At 68.5% G+C, this 17089-nt stretch carries 15 protein-coding genes; 9 read left to right on the forward strand and 6 right to left on the reverse strand.

The annotated features are described in order from the left end of the window. Positions 1-582, forward strand: a 582-nt coding sequence (locus U9983_RS20050) for a TIGR01777 family oxidoreductase (RefSeq protein WP_322755514.1), incomplete at its 5' end; no start/stop codon positions are given. A 32-nt stretch (positions 583-614) separates the two neighbouring features. On the opposite strand, the gene U9983_RS20055 is transcribed toward U9983_RS20050, so the two are convergent. Beyond that, positions 615-2138, reverse strand: a complete 1524-nt coding sequence (locus U9983_RS20055; protein WP_322755515.1) for a protein kinase domain-containing protein — start codon at positions 2136-2138, stop codon at positions 615-617. A gap of 198 nt (positions 2139-2336) precedes the next feature. Between U9983_RS20055 and U9983_RS20060 the strand changes: the two genes are divergently transcribed. The 3 genes from U9983_RS20060 to lipA all read left to right on the forward strand — a co-directional run bounded on the left by U9983_RS20060 (position 2337) and on the right by lipA (position 4788). Beyond that, complete coding sequence (locus U9983_RS20060; RefSeq protein ID WP_322755516.1) at positions 2337-3062, forward strand: peptidase E; 726 nt, start codon at positions 2337-2339, stop codon at positions 3060-3062. A gap of 86 nt (positions 3063-3148) precedes the next feature. Further along, entirely contained in the window at positions 3149-3853 is a 705-nt protein-coding gene (lipB, locus tag U9983_RS20065; RefSeq protein ID WP_416211457.1) for a lipoyl(octanoyl) transferase LipB, read from the forward strand. Then, positions 3850-4788 (forward strand): lipoyl synthase, encoded by a 939-nt coding sequence (gene lipA / locus U9983_RS20070; protein WP_322755518.1) that lies wholly within the window; start codon positions 3850-3852, stop codon positions 4786-4788. Before lipB ends, lipA begins: the two co-directional genes overlap by 4 nt. Positions 4789-4957: 169 nt before the next feature. On the opposite strand, the gene U9983_RS20075 is transcribed toward lipA, so the two are convergent. Continuing rightward, on the reverse strand, positions 4958-5194 hold the full coding sequence (locus U9983_RS20075) for a hypothetical protein (protein WP_322749058.1): 237 nt from the start codon (positions 5192-5194) through the stop codon (positions 4958-4960). A gap of 57 nt (positions 5195-5251) precedes the next feature. Here U9983_RS20075 and U9983_RS20080 point away from each other — a divergent pair, with 57 nt between their 5' ends. Further along, positions 5252-6055 (forward strand): DUF4191 domain-containing protein, encoded by an 804-nt coding sequence (locus U9983_RS20080; protein ID WP_322755519.1) that lies wholly within the window; start codon positions 5252-5254, stop codon positions 6053-6055. Positions 6056-6063: 8 nt separating this feature from the next. Here U9983_RS20080 and U9983_RS20085 read toward each other — a convergent pair whose 3' ends face one another. Beyond that, a complete protein-coding gene (locus U9983_RS20085) occupies positions 6064-6528 on the reverse strand; it encodes an RDD family protein (RefSeq protein WP_322755520.1) in 465 nt (154 codons plus the stop codon). 182 nt (positions 6529-6710) lie between these two features. Here U9983_RS20085 and glnA (U9983_RS20090) point away from each other — a divergent pair, with 182 nt between their 5' ends. Together glnA (U9983_RS20090) and glnII are read left to right on the forward strand one after the other, a co-directional pair. Further along, positions 6711-8135: a type I glutamate--ammonia ligase gene (gene glnA / locus U9983_RS20090; protein WP_322755521.1), complete on the forward strand. Its 1425-nt coding sequence runs from the start codon at positions 6711-6713 to the stop codon at positions 8133-8135. Positions 8136-8556: 421 nt separating this feature from the next. After that, complete coding sequence (gene glnII / locus U9983_RS20095; RefSeq protein ID WP_322755522.1) at positions 8557-9618, forward strand: glutamine synthetase GlnII; 1062 nt, start codon at positions 8557-8559, stop codon at positions 9616-9618. Positions 9619-9702: 84 nt separating this feature from the next. Here the strand turns inward: glnII and U9983_RS20100 are convergent, their stop codons facing one another. Both U9983_RS20100 and glnA (U9983_RS20105) read right to left on the reverse strand, forming a co-directional pair. After that, positions 9703-12888 (reverse strand): bifunctional [glutamine synthetase] adenylyltransferase/[glutamine synthetase]-adenylyl-L-tyrosine phosphorylase, encoded by a 3186-nt coding sequence (locus tag U9983_RS20100; RefSeq protein WP_322755526.1) that lies wholly within the window; start codon positions 12886-12888, stop codon positions 9703-9705. A gap of 114 nt (positions 12889-13002) precedes the next feature. After that, the gene (gene glnA, locus U9983_RS20105; protein ID WP_322749063.1) at positions 13003-14361 is read right to left on the reverse strand and encodes a type I glutamate--ammonia ligase; all 1359 of its coding nucleotides are present in this window, start codon (positions 14359-14361) and stop codon (positions 13003-13005) included. Positions 14362-14560: 199 nt separating this feature from the next. Here glnA (U9983_RS20105) and U9983_RS20110 point away from each other — a divergent pair, with 199 nt between their 5' ends. Continuing rightward, a complete protein-coding gene (locus U9983_RS20110) occupies positions 14561-16417 on the forward strand; it encodes an NAD+ synthase (RefSeq protein ID WP_322755523.1) in 1857 nt (618 codons plus the stop codon). A gap of 18 nt (positions 16418-16435) precedes the next feature. Here the strand turns inward: U9983_RS20110 and U9983_RS20115 are convergent, their stop codons facing one another. Then, positions 16436-16861 (reverse strand): dCMP deaminase, encoded by a 426-nt coding sequence (locus U9983_RS20115; protein WP_322755524.1) that lies wholly within the window; start codon positions 16859-16861, stop codon positions 16436-16438. Here U9983_RS20115 and U9983_RS20120 point away from each other — a divergent pair. Then, positions 16835-17089 (forward strand): hypothetical protein (locus U9983_RS20120; protein ID WP_322755525.1); only part of this gene is annotated, 255 nt, incomplete at its 3' end. The two genes, U9983_RS20115 and U9983_RS20120, sit on opposite strands and share 27 nt — an antisense overlap.

Genomic DNA, 17089 nt, shown 5'->3' on the forward strand with positions numbered 1-17089 from the left:
AGCGCGGTCGGCTGGTACGGCGACACCGATGATCGCGTAGTCGACGAATCCGCGCCCCCCGGAACAGGCTTCCTCGCCGAGGTCACGGCCGCGTGGGAGGCCGCCACCGCGGCCGCCGAGCAGGCCGGCGTGCGGGTGTGCCACCTGCGCTCAGGTGTCGTGCTGGCCGCCCGCGGCGGAGCCCTCGCCAGGCAGCTCCCGCTGTTCCGGCTCGGTGTCGCCGGCAGGCTCGGATCAGGCCGCCAATGGCTGAGCTGGCTCACCCTGGCCGACGAGATCGCGGCGATCGGCTTTCTGCTCACCGCTGATGCCGTTCACGGCCCGGTGAACCTGACCAGTCCCGAGCCGGTCACCAACGCGGCATTCACCCGCGCGCTCAGCTCTACGCTGCGCCGCCCGGCGATCCTGCCGGTACCCGCTGTCGCGTTGCGGGTCGTGCTGGGCGACTTCGCGGACGAGGGCGTGCTCGTCTCCCAACGAGTTATCCCTCAGGTACTCACCGAAGCCGGTTTCGCGTTCTCCCAACCCGACATCCACACCGCTCTGCACGCGGTCATCGCCAATGCCGACAGTGATCGGTGATCGGTGATCGGTGATGAGCGGATCCCGAGCGTTCAGGCGACGGCGTCGACCTGGGTCGCAACGCGCCATCCCTGTTCGGTTCTGACCAGGGTGACGTCGGACTGCAACCGGTCGTGGCCGGGCTGTCGCGCCAGCACCGTCCCTGCTTTGTCGACATAGGTGTACGGCAGACGCCGATAGGTGATCCGCAGTACGGACTTCTCACTGCCGGTCTCTCGAATGACTAGGTCGAGAATCTCCTGATGCAGACCGACGGCGTGGCCACCGAGCGCCACTATCTGCCGGATCAGGGCCACGTCCCGCGCGTATGCGGTACTACCGGGAGCGTCCACACCGGCGATGCCCGCCTCATCAGCCTGCTCGAACGCCTGGTTGCGGGCATTGTCCAGACCCGCGATGACGTCCCGCCAGACCTGCTCGGGCGACACCCGCGCGGCAGGGGAGGCGTCGAGCGGGCGCGCGCGCTGCGGACCGGACCGGACGAGGACCAGCAGGCCACTGACTGTCAGCACCCCGATCACGGCGAGCACGGCCACGACGGCCCAGATCCGCCGTGGGCCGGCCAAGGCGGCTGCCGGCTCACCATCGGCGGCGGGACCACCCAGGGTGGACGTACGCGGGGCGTACGTACGAGGAGTCACAGTACGCAGGATGGACGCACGTGGGGTGGACGCACCGACGGCGCCGTGGGTGGTGCGCGGCGCCCGGATCGGACGCGGCGTCGTGCGGGCGGCCGGCCCTGGCCGCGGGCCGCGCTCGGCGGGCTCGGCGTGGGCGTCGTCGACTCCGGGTGGCGGTGGGGGCAGTGGCGGTGGGGGCAGTGGCGGCAGCGGCAGTGGGGTGACGGCGTTGTTGACGAAACGAACCGGCAGCGGGGTGGCGCTGTGCGCCAACGCCGCGACCAGCTCCTCCGCGGTTGGCCTGCGGACAGGATCATCGACCAGGGCCGGCGCGACCGCCACGGCAACCGCCGCCGCGTCCGGACCGGTCGCCTGCGGCATCGCCGCCAACAACAGGCTCGCGAGATCACTGACATCCACTGCGGGCGTCGCGGACGCACCCGCCAGACCCGCAACACCGACGCCGGCGAGTACCGGTCGGCCGTTGGGCTCCAACAGGACATCGTCAGGATCGAGTTGTCCGTGGACGACGCCGGCGGCATGCGCCGCGGCCAATGCCTGGGCCACCGGCAGCCCGACCGTGACGACCTCACCGGGGTCGAGGCGATCCCGCGTCTCCAACAGGTGGCCCAGGCTGATCGCCCCGACAACAGGCTCGGCGACAACCGCGAGGCCCTCGGCGGTGGCAACCACGTCGATGACCGGGAGGAGGTGGGGATGGGAAAGCCCGAGCAGGACCTGCGCCGCTCGCATCGCGGCATCCCTGGCCGCCGCGTCCGGTGGCAGTCGGACGCGGCGGACCACGCACTCGGCCCCCGTGGCCACCACGCGGCCGGCCCAGACCTCCCCGGCACCGCCGCCTCGAACTCGGGCCCGCAGCACCACCCCGCGGACGGCCGGAGTACCCGGAATCCCATGGTAGCCGCGAGAACCCATGGAATCGTCCATTGCTGTCACAAGCAGTGACGGTAGGCCGAAAAGGCCGTTCTGTGCAGCCCTCACCGGAAACCTGTGGATAACTCGTGCGAACAGTTGGTCCGGATAGGTTGGCCGCGCCACGCCACGGAACGACCGCGACACAGAGCAATACAGCGCGGCCCGGCGGAGATACCGTACCGAAACATAGGAGGTACCATGAACATCCTGGCGACCAGCGCCGGCTTCATGCCGGACGGGCGGTGGGGCGCACGGGTCGGCCCGATCATCCACCACGCGCTGCGCCTGGCCGGGAACCCCGCGCGTCCCAAGCTCTGTCTGTTGGCAACCGCCAGCGGCGACGACCCGACAAGCTACGCGCGTTACTACGCGGCACTGGCGCGTGACCTGCCGGACCTGCGCGCGTCCCATCTCGCCCTGTTCCCCATGCCTACCGTGGCCGACGTCCGTGCACACCTACTGGATCAGGATGTGATCTGGGTGGGCGGTGGCAGCGTCGCGAACCTGCTCGCGGTGTGGCGGACACACGGACTCGATACGATCATGCGGGAAGCCTGGACGGCCGGGGTGGTCCTGGGCGGCGTGTCCGCGGGGTCGCTGTGCTGGCACGTCGGAGGTACAACCGACTCGTTCGGTCCGGACCTGCGACCGGTCACCAACGGGCTCGCGCTGCTGCCGTTCAGCAACACCCCGCACTACGACTCCGAGGCCGGCCGACGTCCGCTCTACCAGAAGCTGGTCGCCGCGGGCTCGCTGCCGCCCGGTTGGGCCACCGACGATGGTGTCGGCCTGCACTTTCGCGGCACCGAACTGGTCGAGGCGGTCGCGGACCGGGCCGAGGCCTTCGCGTGGCGGGTCGAACAGGACCCGACCACGGGCGTGCGGGAGACACGGGAGATCCCCCGGCGCCTGCCGGCGGTGTGACGCCGGCAGTGTGACGCCGGCGCTGTCTTCCCCATCGTCTCTGGGAGGATTCCGCAGGTTGGCGTAGCCTCACTTTTGTGGAGGTCATGCGGCTGGGACTGGTTCCCTATGACGATGCCTGGCGGCTCCAGCGTTGCCTGGCCGACCGGCGGATCGCCGCCGAAGTGGACGACACGCTGATCCTCCTGGAACACCCCGGCGTCTACACTGCCGGTCGCCGCACCCAGCCATGGGAGCGCCCCGTTGACGGCACCCCGGTGGTGGACGTCGACCGGGGCGGAAAGATCACCTGGCACGGGCCGGGCCAGCTCGTGGGCTACCCGGTCGTGCGCCTGCCCGAACCGCTGGACCTGGTGGCCTACGTCCGCACGCTGGAGGCCGGGTTGATCGCCGCCTGCGCCGACCTCGGCTTGGCGACCACACGGGTGGCCGGGCGCACCGGCGTGTGGACCACCGACGGTGAGCGCAAGATCGCGGCGATCGGCGTCCGGGTCCGGCGCCGGGTCGCCTACCACGGCTTCGCCCTCAACTGTTGCCCGGATCTGACCGCCTTCACCCACATCGTCCCCTGTGGGATCACCGACGCCGCAGTGACCAGCCTGAGCCGGGAGCTCGCACGGACCGTGACCCTCCCCGAGGCCCTGCCTGTCGTGGAAGACCACATGGTCGACGTGCTGCGCGCCTTCACGACACGCACCACGGTGCCACGGACCCTACCGGTGTCGACATCCGGACCCCACAAGCCGGTTCGGGGGACCGAGGCAGTGCGAGAGGCGGAGATGTCAGGGTGACCGCGGTGACACCCGAGGGCCGGAAGTTGCTGCGCCTCGAGCTGCGCAACGCGGCCACGCCGATCGAGCCCAAGCCGCCGTGGATCCGGACCCGGCTGCGGACCGGTCCACAGTACTCCGAGGTCCTGGGGCTCGTCCGCGACAAGGGCCTGCACACGGTGTGTGAGGAGGCCGGTTGCCCGAACATCTACGAGTGCTGGGAGGACCGGGAGGCGACCTTCCTCATCGGCGGGGACGTGTGTACCCGGCGTTGTGATTTCTGCCAGATCGATTCGGGGCGACCGGCGACGGTCGACCCCGACGAACCGCGCCGGGTCGCCGACTCCGTCCATGCCATGGGGCTGCGCTACGCGACCGTGACCGGGGTCGCACGCGATGACCTACCCGACGGCGGGGCCTGGCTGTACGCCCAGACGGTCCGCGAGATCCACGCACGGTGCGGCGACGTCGGCGTCGAACTGCTGATCCCCGACTTCCACGCCCGGGCCGAGCAGCTCGCCGAGGTGTTCGGGGCGACTCCCGAGGTACTCGCGCACAACATCGAGACGGTGCCGCGGGTGTTCCGCCGGATCCGGCCGGGGTTCGGTTACGACCGGTCGCTGGACGTTCTGCGGGCCGCCCGCGCGGCCGGCCTGGTGACCAAGTCCAACCTGATCCTCGGGCTCGGCGAGGAACCCGCCGAAATCCTCGCGACCATGGCGGACCTGCTCGACGCGGGCTGCGAGCTGCTGACGATCACGCAGTACCTACGGCCCAGCCCACGTCATCACCCGGTGCAGCGCTGGGTGCGCCCCGAGGAGTTCGCCGAGCTGCGGGACGAGGCCGAGCGGATGGGGTTTGCCGGGGTGCTGTCGGGTCCGCTGGTCCGGTCGTCCTACCGCGCGGGCCGGATGTACCGGCAAGCGGTCGAGCAGCGCGCCATCGTCGGGCGCTGACACCCGGCCGACACAATTATTACCCAGAGTAGCCACTGCGATGGTGCACACGTCCCGGCGGAACTAGGCTCACCGGAAAGTCACTCGTCCGCAACACGTGGATGAAGGTCGAGACCATGATTGACAATGCCTACGACCGGTCCGGGAGGTCTGTGTGGTCGTGTTGAGGTCACTTCTGACCGCGATTGAAGAACTCACCCTCCTGCTGCTGCCACACGGCGGCCAGCGAACCGCGCGCCGCAACGCATGGCGTGCCGCTGTCGATCTTCATGTGGGGGTCGACCAGCACGCCGAGGCCCCGTTGACGGTCAGCCGCATCCCACCACAGACCGGGGGTCGGCTCGCGGTCGCCGCCGAGCGCTGACCAATCGATCACGAAACAGGCAATCACGAAACCGCCGATCATCGCATGGCGAAGACCACGGTAGGGGCATCGTCCGCGCGGGGTCGTAGGCTCGCGGTCATGGCACGCAGGAACAGGTCCGGCAGTGACTCGCCGAGCACCGGTACGACGAAGGCCGGTAGGGCGAAGGCCGATACGACGAAGACAGCACCGGCGAAGACCGCACCGACGGGGCGCAAACGACAGGCGGACGCCGGCGACGGCGCGGCCAAGCCGAGTCGCCTCGCACAGATCAGGACGGTGTACCGGCTCACCCGAGAACGTGATCCCCGCGCGCTCTGGTGGTCGCTTGTCGGTCTTGTTGTACCCATTGTCCTTGCGACGCTGCTCGGCGTGCTGGTCGGACCGCTGTGGATGTGGCTGCCCATCGGGATCATGGTGGGCCTTGTCAGCGCCATGAACATCTTCAGCCGACGTGTGCAGCGGACGGCCTATGCCGAAATGGAGGGCCAGCCCGGCGCGGCAGCCGGAATCGTCGAACGCATGCGTGGCGACTGGCGACTCACGCCTGCTGTCGCGATCAACCGCCACCAGGACGTGGTACACCGCGTGGTCTGTCGAGCCGGTGTCGTGATCATTGCTGAGGGACGGGGACGCGGACAGCGGGAGCTTCTCGGAAACGAGGTGCGACGCATCCGCAAGGTGATCGGCGAGGCCCCCGTCCACGACATTGTGATCGGCACCGGGCCTGGCGAGACGCCCCTACCCAAACTGCAGGGAACCCTCATGCGGCTGCCCCGTACCCTACGACGGGGCGAGGTCGACCCCATCGAGCGACGGTTGCGGGCGGTGACCACACCGGTCCTGCCCATCCCCAAGGGACCGATCCCCCGCAATATCCCCCGCGGCGGGAAGATCCGGTAATTTTCTGACTATCGTGCGGAATCGCGAACGATCACGGTGCCGGCGGCACGATCGTGGGTGCCGCGCAGGTCGCGGTCCCAGATGAAGGCCGGGACGAGCAGGCCGAGAAGCACGGTACGGACGGCTGCCCACCACCATCGCGGCCGGCCGTGGTCGCTCACCCGAATGACGCGGGCGCCGACCACGCGCATCCCGATGGTCTGCCCGTTCGCCGCGATCAGGACGAACTCCTCCAGCAGAAACGCAAGGTAGACGGCGAGCCCGCGGGCATCGACCGAGTAGCGGACCCCGAAGAGCACCGGTACGCCCACCAGCAAGTTGGCCACGACGGCGTCCACCGCAAACGCAGCCAGCCGGTGGCCGAAACCCACCACGGCACCAGGGCCTTCCCCCGGTAGGCCGAGCCGTACACCGGGGGGTGTGTCCCGGGGTAGTTGCGGACCTTCCAGCCAGGTTCCGAGAGCGCGTCCCACGGCGCAAGCGTATGCCCCGCGGACACCCCGGGCTTTCAATCACTGAGAGTGACAAATCAGGGCCGTGTTACTGCCACGAAACGCCTTCATCATGCTGACGGAACCATATGGGGTTACGGTCCGCATCGGGTCATGGCGTATCCTTCCTATCCACACAGCCATGAAGCTTCCCTGGAGGGTGGATGTTCACAAACGCCGAAGACGTACTTCGCTACATCGCGGACGAGGGCGTTGAGTTCGTCGACGTCCGCTTCTGTGACCTTCCTGGAATTATGCAGCACTTTACGATCCCGACCGAGGTCTTCGCCGAGTCCGTGTTCACCGAAGGTCTGATGTTCGACGGGTCGTCGATACGTGGCTTCCAGGCGATCCACGAGTCGGACATGCTGCTCCTACCCGACCCGAGCACGGCCTTCGTCGATCCGTTCCGCGAACACAAGACACTCGCGATGACCTTCTTCATCCATGACCCGATCACGAAGGAGGAATACTCCCGCGATCCGCGCAACACGGCGAAAAAGGCCGAAGCCTACCTGCGCGGGACGGGTTTCGCGGACACCGCCTACTTCGGCCCGGAGGCCGAGTTCTACATCTTCGACGACGTTCGTTACGACTACAACCCGTACGGTTCCATGCACGCCGTCGACTCCGTCGAGGCAGCCTGGAACACTGCCCGCAAGGAAGAAGGCGGGAATCTCGGCTACAAGCCCAGATTCAAGGGTGGATACTTCCCGGTACCCCCGACCGACCATTTCACCGATCTGCGCTCGGAGATGGTGCGGGCGCTGTTCCGCGCCGGTATCACCGTCGAGATGCAGCATCACGAGGTGGGGACCGCCGGGCAGGCCGAGATCGACATCCGGTACAGCACGCTCCTGCGGACCGCCGACAACCTGATGCTCTACAAGTACATCATCCGCAACGTCGCGCTGTCCCGCGGCAAGACCGTGACGTTCATGCCGAAGCCGCTGTTCCAGGACAACGGCTCGGGCATGCACGTCCACCAGAGCCTCTGGCAGGGTGACGAACCTCTCTTCTACAGCGAAAACGGCTACGGCGGCCTGTCCGAGCTGGCCCGGCACTACATCGGTGGGCTGCTGCACCACGCGCCGGCACTACTGGCGTTCACCAACCCCACCACGAATTCCTACCGGCGCCTGGTGCCGGGCTATGAGGCGCCGGTCAACCTCGTCTACTCGGCGCGCAACCGTTCGGCGTGCTGTCGCATCCCGCTCAGCGGCGTCTCGCCCAAGGCGAAGCGGATCGAGTTCCGCGTGCCCGACCCGAGCTGCAACCCCTACCTGGCCTTTGCCGCCATGCTGATGGCCGGCCTGGACGGCATTCGCAACAAGATCGAACCGCCGGACCCGATCGACAAGGACCTCTACGATCTCCCGCCCGACGAACTGGCCGCGGTGCCGCAGGTGCCGGGATCGCTGGAGAAGGTACTCGACGCCCTCGAAGCCGACCACGACTTCCTGACCGAGGGCAACGTGTTCACGCCCGATCTGATCGAGACATGGATCGACTACAAACGCGTCAACGAGGTTGACGCCATCCGCCTGCGCCCCCACCCCTACGAGTTCCAGCTCTATTACGACATCTGACGCCGGACGTCTGACGCCATACATCTGGCCACGGACATCGGCCGGCGGACATCCGAACCAGGGACATCCGACCGGCGATAGCGGGGAACAGCGGCACGTCGATCGGCGCCCGGTTCGCGGAAAGGCCGCGGGCCGGGCGCTGTCGTGCGCATGGGACACCTTTCCCGGCTGAAGGACCGCATAGCCCGACGGTGTGGAGGACTTTGTTCCCGGATTCCGGGAAGCACGTGCGGAAGACCCGAAAACTGAACTGTCCGGCAACGCGTGATTGACCGAAAATTTACCGTGGTGGAACTGTGGGGAAACTGGACACGACGAAGATCCGGACGGACCCTCGTGTCACCCGCGGCCGGGGTCGAGCAATCCACAGGCACGCGATGAGACACTCCGCTATGTGCCACTCCAACCACGGGGAGTATGAGTGAGTTATCAGGCCGAGTACATCTGGATCGACGGCACCAAGCCGGAACCCCTGATGCGGAGCAAAACCCGCATCGTTGCCGACGGCAGGGAACCCGACATCTGGGGCTTCGACGGCTCGAGCACCAACCAGGCACCTGGATTCAACTCGGACTGCGTCCTGCAGCCGGTGTTCACCTGTCCGGACCCCCTTCGCGGCGGGGCCAACGTCCTGGTGTTGTGCGAGGTCGCGCTGACCGACTTCACCCCACACCCGACCAACACCCGTGCCTTCTGCCGGCAGGCAGCCGAGAGGTACGCCGACCAGGCCCCCATGTTCGGAATCGAGCAGGAGTACACCTTTTTCCAGAACGGCCGGCCGCTCGGCTGGCCGGAGGTGGGCTTTCCGGCCCCGCAGGGTCCCTACTACTGCGGTGTCGGCGGCGAGAAGATGGTCGGTCGTGCCATCGTCGAGAAGCACACGCAGGCATGCCTCGACGCGGGCCTGGCAATCGAGGGCACCAACGCCGAGGTCATGATGGCCCAGTGGGAGTTCCAGATCGGGGTACTTCCGCCCCCCGCCATCGGCGACCAGATCTGGGTCGGCCGCTGGTTGCTCCACCGGGTGGCCGAGGACTTCGACGTCACCGTCTCGTTCGCGGCGAAGCCCATCCCCGGCGACTGGAACGGCGCCGGCGCACACACCAATTTCTCCACCAAGGCCACGATGGAGAGCTGGGACGCCATCGTCACCGCATGTGAGGCACTTGGTACCCGGGTGCTGGAGCACGTCAAGAACTACGGCGACGGGATCGAGAAGCGCCTGACCGGTCAGCACGAGACCGCGCCATACGACACCTTCTCCTGGGGTGCCTCCGACCGCGGCGCGTCGGTCCGCATCCCATGGGCGGTGGAAAAGGCCAAGAAGGGCTGGATCGAGGACCGTCGTCCCAACGCCAACATGGACCCGTACCTGGTCACCGGCCTGATCGTCGACACCTGCTGCAGTGCTCTGGCCGGCACGAGGCCGACCCTGGCCATCCCAGGCCAGAAGGACACGGCCGAGACCGCCGTCACGGCCTGATCTGTGTCAACATTCTGATCTGTACCATTGTCGCGGATCGCGGGACCCCGTGCCACGCCGAAGGCGTTGCGCGGGGGAAGCCCGCTATCCGGTGGACGACCCGCCCGCCCCTTCGCGGGCGAAGAGCGTCTCAGCCACCGCACGTGCACCCGCAGCCATCCGCCGGTAGTCGCCGAGCAGCGCCTCGGCCTGCTCCGCCGGATAGCCGACCGCCCTCGCGACCTGGGCCAGCGCCCGCGGTGCATGTGGCAGCACGTCGCCGGGACGCCCCCGGGTCAGTGTGATCGCGTTACGGAGCCGGGATGCCATGGTCCAGGCGTCCGACAAGATCGCGGCCTGCGCCGGGTCGAGCAGGCCGGTGGCCGCGGCGGCCCGAAGGCCTGCAAGCGTTGACGTCGTGCGCAGCACCGGTAGTGCCTGGGCGTGACGCAGCTGCAGCACCTGCACCACCCACTCGACGTCGGTGAGACCACCAGGCCCGAGTTTCAGGTGCAGGGCGCGGTCGACACCCCGCGGGATGCGCTCGGTCTCCATTCTGCCGCGTAGCCTGACGACCTCGGCCACGGCATCGGGTGGCAGGAATGGCGGATAGCGGATCTCATCAACCCAGGCACGGAACCGGTCACCCAGCTCCGCGTCACCGGCAACCGGCCGCGCCCGCAACAGCGCCTGGGTCTCCCAACCCGCTGACCACCGGCGAAAGTAGGCGGCATAGCTGGCCGGCGTGCGGGTCATCGGACCCGCACGGCCTTCCGGGCGGAGCTGCGCGTCGAGGATCAACGGTGGGTCACCGGCGGGCACCGCGAGCAGTCGGCGCAGTTCGGCCACGACCGCCCCGGCGGCGTCGGCCGCGTCGCTGTCCGTGACACGAGCCTTCACGGCCGTCCCCGCGGCCGTCCCCGGGTCGGTTACCGGGTCGGTCCCCGGGTCGGTTACCGGGTCGGTTACCGGGTCGTCGATCGGCTCGTGGACGAACACGACATCCGCGTCGCTGCCGTAGGACAGCTCCGCCCCGCCAAGACGACCCATCGCCATCACCGCGATCCGCACCGGCAGCGGCCGACCGGTCTCCTGCTCGAAGCGACGTTCCGCCACGTACAGGGCTGCCTCGATCGTCGCGGCCGCAGCGTCGGACAGGGCCCGGCCGACCGCGGCGACGTCCAGCAGTCCGAGCACGTCGCCGCAGGCGACGCGGATGAGCTCAACCCGACGCACCGCCCGTGCCCGCCCGACCGCCTGCTCCCCGCAAGGATTGCGGCGAGCGATCGCGATCATCGCCTGGACCAGCTGCTCCCGGGTGCGGGGACGCAGATCGTCGATGGTCCGCAACAGCCGCACCGACTCCGGCGCACGCTGCATCAGGTCCGCAACGTAGCGACTCGTGGCCAGCACGCGGCACAACCGTTCGGCCGCGCCGCTCTCGTCCCGCAGCAGCCGCAGGTACCAGGGAGTACGTCCCAGCGCCTCGCTGACCTGACGATAGGCGAGCAGGCCGGCGTCGGGGTCGGCCGCATCGGCGAACCAGTGCAGCATCGCCGGGAGCAGACGGCGTTGGATGGTGGCGGTCCGGCTGACACCGTTGGTCAGCGCTTCGATATGGCGCAGCGCACGTGCGGTGTCGGCGAAGCCCAGCGCGGCAAGCCGGTCCCGAGCCTCCGCCGGGGTCAGGCGAACCTCCTCGACGGACAACCGCGCCACCGCCTCCAGCAACGGCTGGTAGAAGAGCCGCTCGTGGAGCCGCCGCACGAACCGGGCGACCCGGGCATGCTCGGCCACGATCTCCGCGGCGGAGGTGAGACCCAGAGACCGGGCGAGCCTGCGCAGTTCGCCAGGGTCGCGGGGCAGGGTGTGTACCCGGCGGAGCCGTTGCAGCTGCAGGCGGTGCTCGGTACCCCGCAGGAAGCGGTACGCGTCGGCCAGACCGGCCGCGTCCCGGCGGGCGACATAGCCACCGCGGGCGAGCGCGTCCAGTGCGGACAGGGTCGAGGCCGTCCGCAGCTTCGGGTCGGTCCGGCCGTGGACAAGCTGGAGCAGCTGGACGGCGAACTCGACGTCGCGCAGTCCGCCCGGGCCGAGTTTGAGGTTACGGTCGGCGTCCCCGGGCGGCAACGACCGCTCCACCCGCCGCCGCATCGTCTGGACATCACTAACGAACCCCGGCCGCGACGCCGCCGACCAGACCAGCGGTCCGACCGCGGCGCAGAACCGCTCCCCCACGTCACGGTCGCCCGCGACCGGGCGCGCCTTGAGCAGAGCCTGAAACTCCCAGGTTCTCGCCCATCGCCGGTAGTAGGCGTCGTGGCTGGCCAGGGTACGGACAAGTGGGCCGTCCCGGCCTTCAGGCCGCAGTCCCACGTCGACCTGGAACAACGCACCCTCGCCGGTGACCGCCCCGCAGGCACGGACCATCCCCTCCGCGAGACGGGTCGCCGCCTCCAACCCGCCAACCTCGTCGCCGCGGATACCGTCAGTACTGCCGCCACGTTGTCCCGGCTCCACCACGAACAGGACATCGACGTCGCTGACATAGTTCAGTTCCCGGCCGCCGCACTTGCCCATACCGACAACAGCCAGCCGAACCGGGGCAGTCGCCGGCCACAGCGCCGACCGGGCCACGGCGAGGGCGGCGTCAAGAGCGGCTCCCGCGAGGTCGGCAAGCTCCGCGGTGGCATCGTCGAAAGGCACCGCACCGGTAAGATCACGGGCCGCGAGGACGAACAGTGCCCGGCGATAGGCCACGCGCAGCGCGTTGAGAACATCGGTGCCGTCACCGGCCGCTCGCGGCCAGGTCGCGTCCGGATCCGCCCCGACAGCGCGCAGCAAGCGCTCACGGGTGACGCGGTGCTCCGGTGCGGCCCGCATCACACCGTCATCAGCGATCACCCGCCAGTCGGTGGGATGACGAACCAGGTGATCGCCGAGGGCGGCACTGACGCCGAGCACCGCGACGAGCCGGCGACGCAGTCCTGGCTGCCGGGCCAGCACGGTAAGCAACTCAGCGCCGACCTCGGGCGGCGCCCTGTCCACGATCCGTTCGATCGCCGCGAGTGCGAGGTCGGGATCGGCGGCCCGCGAAAGCTCCACCAGGACGGCGTTACCGGAGAGGTCGGCACCTGGGGAATCGACGGAGCCGGACGGCAGCCCGACCCCGTCACCGGCGAGCCCGTCGGTTCCGGTGAGCCCGTCGGTTCCGGTGAGCCCGTCGGTTCCGGTGAGCAGCCCGAGCCGCGCCAGGCCGGCGGCCGACCTGTCGACGTTGCTGAAACCCATTCGGGCCAGCTGTGCCTGTACGGAGCTACCCCGCGGATGGATGAACCCGGACTCATCGGTCCCGCGCACGTATCCCATCCTCCTGAAAATACCCCTGGCCATCATGCCGATTGCTCACAGTATCGGCAGGTACCGGTCAATCTCGAAAGGCGTGACCTGGCGGCGGTACTCGGCCCATTCGGCACGTTTGTTCCGCAGGAAGAAATCGAAAAGGTCGTCGCCGAGCGTCTCGCGAACCAGTGCGGATCGCTCCATGATGACGATCGCCTCCGCCAGCGAACCGGGCAGTGCCGTGATGCCCCGCTCGTGGCGCTGCGACTCGCTGAGCGTCCACACGTCGTCGGCTGCCGGCGGCGGGAGCTCGTAACCCTCCTGAATGCCGCGCAGACCGGCCGCAAGAATCAGCGCGAAGGCGAGGTAGGGGTTGCATGCGCTGTCCGGCGAGCGAAACTCGATGCGGGTCGTGTTCGGCTTGTTCGGCTTGTACAACGGCACCCGGACGAGTGCGGACCGGTTGTTGTGCCCCCAGCAGACATAGGCGGGTGCCTCCAGCACCTCACCGGCACGCTGGTCGCCGACGATCCGCTTGTAGGAGTTCACCCACTGGTTGGTGACCGCGGTGATCTCGGCGGCGTGGACGAGGAGACCGGCAATGAACGCCTGCGCGACCTTGGAGAGATGGTAGGCGTCGGTCGGGTCGTGGAACGCGTTCCGATCACCTTCGAAAAGGCTGAGATGGGTGTGCATACCGGACCCGGCCTGATCGCTGTAGGGCTTCGGCATGAAGGTCGCGTAAACGCCCTGGCGGAGAGCGACCTCCTTCACCACCTGGCGAAAAGTCATGATATTGTCGGCGATGGTGAGCGCGTCCGCATACCGCAGGTCGATTTCCTGCTGTCCGGGCGCAACCTCGTGGTGACTGAACTCGACCGATATCCCCAGGCGTTCCAGAACCCCGATGACCTGCTGTCGGAATTCATGGCTGACATCGTTCGGGGTGAGGTCGAAGTACCCGGATTCGTCGACCGGCGGCGGTACCGGGGCACCCCGCGTCGGCGGTTGCCGCAGCAGGAAGAACTCTATTTCAGGATGGGTGTAGAAGGTGAAACCGGCGTCCGCGGCATTGGCCAGCGTACGACGCAGGACCCAGCGTGAATCCGCCGGGGACGGCATGCCGTCGGGCATGACGAGGTTGCAGAACATCCGGGCGGTGACCGGGCTGTCGCCACGCCAGGGCAGGACCTGGAATGTTGACGGATCAGGTCTGGCGAGCATGTCTGCCTCGTGCACCCGGGCGAAACCCTCGATCGAGGAACCGTCAAAGCCGATACCCTCGGCCAACGCCCCCTCAAGCTCCGCCGGCGCGATCTCGACGGACTTCAGCACCCCGAGCACGTCGGTGAACCACAGCCGGACAAACCGGATGTCTCGTTCCTCCATCGTACGCAGGACGAATTCCTGTTGCTTGTCCATGATCGCCTCCGCGCTGAGGGTCGGGCTCGCCGTCGCGGGCGGGCGAGGTGTGCTACGGCCGACCATAGCTACCCGCCGGCCGACACGCTGCAACGTAGTGCTTCCGCAACCAAACTCGTAACCAGACGTTACGACCAGGCAGGTGCGGACCACGACGCATGAGGGTAAACATCCACCGGACAGGCCCTAAGCTCCACCCATGGCCCAGTTGCGTGTCGCGCTTGCCCAGGTCAACACCGTAGTAGGAGATCTTGAAGCCAATGCGGACCTGGTCAGCGGATGGGCGAAGCGCGCTGCGCACCGCGGCGCCCACCTGGTGGCGTTCCCCGAGATGACCCTCACCGGATACCCCGCGGAGGATCTCGTCCTGCGCCGTTCGTTCGCGCAGGCGTCCCGCAACGCCGTCGATCATCTTGCCCGGCGCCTGGCCGACGAGGGTACCGGGGAGCTGGCCGTGATCGTCGGGTACCTCGATACCTCCCGTGCGCCCACGCCACGGCTGGGTCGTCCCGCGGGCGAGCCGCAGAACGCGGCCGCGGTGCTGTGGCGCGGCGAGGTCGTGGCCCGCTACGCCAAGCACCATCTGCCGAACTACGGCGTGTTCGACGAGTTCCGCTATTTCGTCCCCGGCCACGACTTCCCGGTCTTCCGCCTGCACGGCGTGGATGTCGCACTCACCATCTGCGAGGACCTCTGGCAGGACGGTGGACCGGTCGCGGTCGCACGCGCCGCCGAGGTGGGCCTGCTGGTGTGCATCAACGGGTCGCCCTATGAGCGCGGGAAGGCGTTCCAACGGGACGAGCTGGCAGCCCGGCGAGCACGCGAGGCGGGCGCCGCGCTCGCGTACGCCAACCTGGTTGGCGGCCAGGACGAGCTCGTCTTCGACGGCGGCTCGCTCGTGGTCGACGCGGCCGGCCGGCTCCTGGCCCGCGCCGAACAGTTCACCGAGACGCTGCTGACCGTCGACCTGGACCTACCAGCAGCCCGAACCGCTGCATCCGTGGGTCCGGCCGTCGTGGCGGGGACGGCGGTCGGCACCGGGACAGCGGTCGGCACCGGGACAGCGGTCGAGACCGGAACGGCGGTGGACGCGGGCGACGGCACCGCGATGACGGTGACCCGCATGGTGCTGACGGGCGAACCCGTCGTGGCGTTCGACGCGCAGGCGCCGGCCGTGGCGCAACGGCTGGACTCCGCCGCCGAGCTGTACCACGCGCTGGTCACCGGCACCCGGGACTACGTCGGCAAGAACGGGTTCACCTCGGTCGTGCTCGGGCTGTCCGGCGGCATCGACTCGGCGCTGGTCGCCACGATCGCCGTGGACGCCCTCGGCGCCGAGCGCGTGCACACCGTCGCCATGCCATCGGTGCACTCCTCGACCGGCTCGGTGGACGACGCGGCTGACCTTGCCCGGCGGACCGGTGTCACCCACACCGTGACCCCGATCCAGCCGGTGGTGGACGCCTTCCACGACGCGCTCGCCGCCGCCGGCGGACTCGCCGGTCTGGCCGCGGAGAATCTGCAGGCCCGGGTCCGCGGCACGCTGCTGATGGCCCTGTCGAACGCCCATGGTCATCTGGTTCTCACCACCGGCAACAAAAGCGAGCTCGCGACCGGATTCTCCACCCTCTACGGCGACAGCGCGGGCGGCTTCGCCCCGATCAAGGATGTGCCCAAGACCCTGGTCTGGGAGCTCGCGCGCTGGCGCAACGCGCACGCCGACCGCCGGGGGGAAACCCCACCCATCCCGGAAGAGATCATCGTCAAGCCCCCGTCCGCCGAGCTCGCTCCCGGCCAACTCGACTCGGACCGGCTGCCGGACTACACCACCCTGGACGCCGTCCTCGACGACTACGTCGAGCGTGACCAGGGACGGACCGAACTGATCACAGCTGGGCACAGCCCCGAGACCGTGGAGCGGGTGATCCGACTGGTGGACCTGGCCGAGTACAAGCGCCGGCAGAACCCGCCGGGGCCGAAGGTGACCTCGAAGGCGTTCGGTCGCGACCGCAGGCTGCCGATCACCTCCCACTGGCGGGAGCACCCAAGTGGATAATCAACGCCGGCGAAGCGGTCACACCGCCAGGTGGGCGTTCACGGCACGGGCCAGCTCGCCGAATGCGGGCATTTCCACCACGGTGACGCCGGCCGCGGTGAGCAGTTCGTGGCCCTGGCAGTCAGCGACGAACAAACTGGGTTCCCGCCAGGCGATGACCACTCGGGGGATCTTCGCCGCCAGGATGAGCTGGGTACAGGTGCGCGGCCGGGACGTGCGCTGGGAACAGGGCTCAAGCGTGCTGTAGATCGTCGCGGTGACGAGCCGGGAATCAGCCGGGGAGATCTTCGCAAGCGCGGACTCCTCGGCATGCACCGCGTCGTCGACCTCCCGGGAGAATCCGCAGGAGATCTCCTCGCCGTTCTCCTCGACGATGACAGCTCCCACGGAGTAGGCACCGGTCGCGGGTGGGCAGCGATGGGCGAGCTCGATGGCGCGCGTCATCCACCGATGGTCGTCGAACTGGGCATTGAGGTTCATGGACTGCTCGTCCTTCCCCTGACGGGTTCGACGCCCCTCGCCACGGGTACCGAGGCCAAGCCCGACCGCAAGATCATGACCAGATCCAGAAGTACCTGGCAAAGCCAGCTGGGACCATCCACCGTCCAGTCTGTCGACGCTACCGAGACCATCCTATCGGAGCGTCGCTACGACCGTTTGAACCCGCCCACT

The sequence above is a fragment of the Protofrankia sp. Cas3 genome (assembly GCF_963555955.1).
Classification (GTDB): Bacteria; Actinomycetota; Actinomycetes; order Frankiales; family Frankiaceae; genus Protofrankia.

Coding starts and splice junctions, on each gene's coding strand:
- U9983_RS20055 (WP_322755515.1), bottom strand. CDS start 2,138: ATGGGTTCTCGCGGCTACCATGGGATTCCGGGTACTCCGGCCGTCCGC.
- U9983_RS20060 (WP_322755516.1), top strand. CDS start 2,337: ATGAACATCCTGGCGACCAGCGCCGGCTTCATGCCGGACGGGCGGTGG.
- lipB (WP_416211457.1), top strand. CDS start 3,149: ATGCGGCTGGGACTGGTTCCCTATGACGATGCCTGGCGGCTCCAGCGT.
- U9983_RS20075 (WP_322749058.1), bottom strand. CDS start 5,194: ATGATCGGCGGTTTCGTGATTGCCTGTTTCGTGATCGATTGGTCAGCG.
- U9983_RS20080 (WP_322755519.1), top strand. CDS start 5,252: ATGGCACGCAGGAACAGGTCCGGCAGTGACTCGCCGAGCACCGGTACG.
- glnA (WP_322755521.1), top strand. CDS start 6,711: ATGTTCACAAACGCCGAAGACGTACTTCGCTACATCGCGGACGAGGGC.
- U9983_RS20100 (WP_322755526.1), bottom strand. CDS start 12,888: ATGGGTTTCAGCAACGTCGACAGGTCGGCCGCCGGCCTGGCGCGGCTC.
- glnA (WP_322749063.1), bottom strand. CDS start 14,361: ATGGACAAGCAACAGGAATTCGTCCTGCGTACGATGGAGGAACGAGAC.
- U9983_RS20110 (WP_322755523.1), top strand. CDS start 14,561: ATGGCCCAGTTGCGTGTCGCGCTTGCCCAGGTCAACACCGTAGTAGGA.
- U9983_RS20115 (WP_322755524.1), bottom strand. CDS start 16,861: ATGACGCGCGCCATCGAGCTCGCCCATCGCTGCCCACCCGCGACCGGT.